Source organism: Methanolobus sp. (assembly GCF_016278385.1).
GTDB lineage: Archaea > Halobacteriota > Methanosarcinia > Methanosarcinales > Methanosarcinaceae > Methanolobus.
Window position 1 is genome coordinate 1 of record NZ_JADQBY010000039.1, and the last position, 4,323, is coordinate 4,323.

Below are 4,323 nucleotides of genomic sequence, written 5' to 3' on the forward strand. Positions count from 1 at the left end.
GCGTGAAGGAGATTTTAATTTGAATACGAAGGAGATGAGGAAAATATTAGAGAAATGTCGTTATGACATTTCCTCATATTCAGGATCTTCAACTTTCCAAAAAAGAGATATTGCTAAATATGAATAACATAAATTATTAATTGATTTAATATGATGTATGTAATATTAGTGGCTTGGATAGGACGTGAAGTGAATGAAGAAACCATTGCAGGATGTTATATTTTGTTCTAGAAAAAGAAGAGATATACTTATACTGCTGCAAGAAGCCCCTCTGGAAATGGATTATCTTCTTAAGTCACTGGATACAAACAGACAGGCTTTACTACCACAAGTTAAGATTTTGGAAAATCATTATCTTGTTACCAAATCTGATGATGTTTATGGGTTAACAACAATTGGTAAACTAATTGTTGATGAAGTGAAGCCTTTATTGGACACAATAAATGTCTTCGATACTAACGTTGAATACTGGGGAACCCATGACCTGGGTTTCATTCCCCCATACCTTTTAAAGAGAATTCATGAGCTTTCTTCATGTAAGGTAATCTCAAACATACCCCTTACGCAGATATATGAACCAAGTGAGAATGTTCTCGAAAAAGCAAAGTTTTCTAAAGTTCAGACATCTGTAACCACATTTATTTTTCCAAACTTTGCATCGATACTTAAGGACTTCACTGAAAGTGGAGTTAAGATGCGTTTGATAGTTACCCAAGAACTCCTTTCCAAAATAAGAAATGAGATGGAGGAGATAAGATCCCTTTTAAATAGTGGTGACCACGAAGTATTCCTGTACTCCAAAGAAATGAATTTCATGTCTTTTGGAACTAACGATTTTTGCTTTATGATGAGGGCATTAACCAAAAAAGGAGATTACGATATGAAATACATAATGACTTGCAAACCTTCTGCAATTCAGTGGGGACATGAATTATTCGACTGTTACCTGAAAGACTCCACGCCAATAACCGTAATTTAGTACTTAATATTTTTATTTGCTATTAAATTATAATTATCAGCGTGTACTTTTCAGATATTTCCAAGCTCTATTTACAATCAGTTCTGAAGTTCTTTAGCACCTATGAAGGTTATCCATAGCACCCATATAAGCTCACCTATTGTGAAAGCATCAACGTAGGACGGCACAACTCCTATAAGGAAATATGAAATCGTTGCACCTAAGTATCCTAGTGACCCCTGATATAAGAAATATCCAATCCAGTTTGGGAACATTCCTGATTTGATGACCAGTGTACCAATGGGTATGAGCCACAGTCCCCAAAACACTTCTGCTAAGTGTGTTGCTTCTGGAATGAGTATTGCCATCAATGAGAAAGGTACTCCTAAGAGACCGAATATGACTATTAGTGATGCTTGTTCCTTATCAGTCTCCATGAATAATTTATAAAGCAATAACGCAACCACTATCTGGAACACTTGTACAATAATCTGGCCTAACTGACCAAGTTTGAAAAGTGTAGATTCACTAGAGAGTGTAGGTGCGTATAACAATGAAAATATGCTTATAACAGTCCATATCGGATAAAGAAGCCTGAGCTTTGTTATGGTTTTCATAACAAGATTTATGTAGGTTGAATATATGTATTTAGGGTTTTTAAAAAGTTCAGTATTATAAAGATGCAATATTACTTTAGGATATATATTATTATGTTATCTCATAAATATATCTACATGCTAATTTTTAATTCTAAGTCGAATGGACAATTGTGATTGTCATGTGCAAAAGCGTACACTTTTTCTTGGATTTTTAAAATAGGTTGTGTGGATTATGTGCAAAATACCGTACACTTTTTTCACGTTGTATATATCCCTAGACTATAGTGAGGGGTAATAGTAATAGCTGAAAAACGCAACGGCAATAAAAATCCCATATATTAAGAATTATTTTGTTTGTTTTAGAATGTTTAAGTCTAAAATTATAGAAGCTGTCCAATTTTCCTATTAATTTACATGAGATATATTTAGTTGAAAAGAGAAATCATTTTTTTTATGAAATCAAAAGATTTACATATAATATAAGAAGTAGGGATAATTATGAGTTTAGACATCTACGTATATGTTGAAAATATTGATGATTCTCTTATACCGCTTTGGGTTGAGAAACTCAACCAACGTGACATGAAATGTGAAATTCATCCCGAATTCTCATTTGCTACTGCTTCTGGATATTTACCATTTAAAATTGAACTTCGTGATTCTAAGCGAAAGGAACTTCTAAATAATGAGTTCACATCAGGGTTTGAACTTGATATTGATGATTTTAATCTAGAAGATGAAATACAAGATAGTAAACCTAAACAAAATTTGGTTAATAAAATTTTGAGTAGAAAATCATCTCCAGTTTACTATGTGAATTCTGAAATTGATGAAAAACTTAAAAAATGTAGCAAGATACTGTATTTCAGATGGGGTTCATCATATGATATATTTGAATTGAGAATGGCTTTGTTATCATCTGCAACATTGGCAGTGCTCACAAATGGCGTTTGTTATGACCCCCAAGATGACATTTGGTATGATAATAGCACAATTATCGAAGATGCTTTAAAAGAAGTGAGAAAATATGAAAATTTACTAGAGCCAGATGAATTAAAGTGGGAGAAATTTGAAGAATGGTTGTAGAGGGTCCTTTGCATATCGTTTGTAAAAAGAATGGTAGGTGTCAAAATGCACTTACCAATTTCCTCACCTCCTTTGTCCAGAAATTGAATTTCTCACCACTAGAAATCCTGTCCTTCATCCTTTTGAGTGTGCTCCTCTGCATTATTCCATATTCCCTTGCTTCCTTTGGAGTCATAACCAGTATCTTTTGCTTGATGGATTCCTCATCAATAAAAGTCTGTGCTCTCTGAAGCTCTAATTCCTCTTCATCAATATTGTTGGCTTCCTTACCAATGTAAAGGATGCCATCTGCATGAACGTGTTTCCTTTCCAGAGTCCCAGTATCGCCCTCAAACTTATGTTCAGGGTGTTCTGCATACTGTAATATGGTTTTACTCAGTGACTTGAAATAGTGTGTTCCTTGCATGATTTCTCCTGTTTCATAATCAATGAATGGTTCATGAACTATTGTTTGAGGATTGTCACAATAAGGAGCTAGAGGTTTTACAGCTCTACCATTCTCCTCTACCGCCTGAAATCCAACCAGACAGAAATTGAAAGGCTTGATTTGTTCTTTCCAAGGTTTGCCATTATTGAGCTTCTTGAACCTGTTCCATACATTAGGAGTGCTAACATCAAGCTTTGAAATAGCATACATGTTTGCATATTTTTCTTCAATATCTCTGGAACTGATCATATCATAATGCAATTGCAGTAAATCATCCCATATTTCCTCATGCCAATCTCCTCCTCCGTCCTTTGAGAATGGATTTGTTAAATGACCCAATCCATGAAGTTTGAAATCCTTGAATACGATCTTGTTCTTCCTGAATCTGTACAATGGATAGCGTTTGGAAGAGATACCATAGAACCAATAATCCACCTTTTCAGGTTTAAGCAATGGAATATCAAGGTTATATGGGTTTAGAGGTTGGAAATACTCTGTAATTTCCTCTGCGTATTCTGGAGGTACAAAGATAGAATCAGTATCCATATAGGCGTGTGTAGCTCCTAATTCCTCTACCTTTGCTTCTGCCATAGCTAAGAACAGCTTTGATCCAGAAGTAATCATTACAGCCAATAGAGGATGATAAAAATTACCTGGCTTTTCATATCTGTTCTGTGAAGTGCTGAATGAATCAAGCCCATATACTTCAATATCACTTTTCCTGTCTTCTGGATTAAGCTCAATGAAGATTCCATAGCTCATGGCATTAACAAGAATTTTGATAGCTTGTGCTCTACTGTCTAGCTTTTGGTACACTTGGCTTTCTTGATCAATACCTTTCATTTCAATCTTGATCTTCTGCCTTTCCTCAACAAGCATCTGCACAAGATTATCTTTTTCAGGATCAATATCAATTCCAAGTATCTGAGACTTTCTCAATCCTTCCTGAATGCCTACTGGAACAAATCTGACAGCTTCAATAATCTCTGGAGCTTTGCCAGTGAGAAGAACGGAAGCTATGACATCAGGTAATGCATACCATAATTCATGATCAGAGGATAGATAATTTACTCCAACGTTGAATGATCCATTATCTCCTTTGTAATCCATCCTTACAGGCAATATATCCCCATCTGGACGAAGCTTGACCATTACAACAAGGTCTTTCCAGTTATCCTCATTTTGCAGATATTCAAGGTTGATTATTTCTAGTAACTCTCTGATTTCCCCTGTTACATTCTCTGTTTCAATGA

General features: G+C 35.0%; 3 protein-coding genes and 1 pseudogene. 2 read left to right on the plus strand and 2 right to left on the minus strand.

Annotated elements, in window-relative coordinates:
* Positions 1–193 precede the first annotated feature (193 nt).
* Positions 194–979 (plus strand): winged helix-turn-helix domain-containing protein, encoded by a 786-nt coding sequence (locus tag QZZ23_RS13265; RefSeq protein WP_292470988.1) that lies wholly within the window; start codon positions 194–196, stop codon positions 977–979.
* A gap of 77 nt (positions 980–1,056) precedes the next feature.
* Here QZZ23_RS13265 and QZZ23_RS13270 read toward each other — a convergent pair whose 3' ends face one another.
* Entirely contained in the window at positions 1,057–1,575 is a 519-nt protein-coding gene (locus QZZ23_RS13270; protein WP_292470991.1) for a DUF4386 domain-containing protein, read from the minus strand.
* Between the two features lie 480 nt (positions 1,576–2,055).
* On the opposite strand from QZZ23_RS13270, the gene QZZ23_RS13275 reads away from it, so the two are divergent.
* Complete coding sequence (locus QZZ23_RS13275; RefSeq protein WP_292470994.1) at positions 2,056–2,643, plus strand: hypothetical protein; 588 nt, start codon at positions 2,056–2,058, stop codon at positions 2,641–2,643.
* A gap of 40 nt (positions 2,644–2,683) precedes the next feature.
* On the opposite strand, the pseudogene QZZ23_RS13280 reads toward QZZ23_RS13275, so the two are convergent.
* A pseudogene (locus tag QZZ23_RS13280) lies at positions 2,684–4,323 on the minus strand (hypothetical protein); the annotation flags it as partial.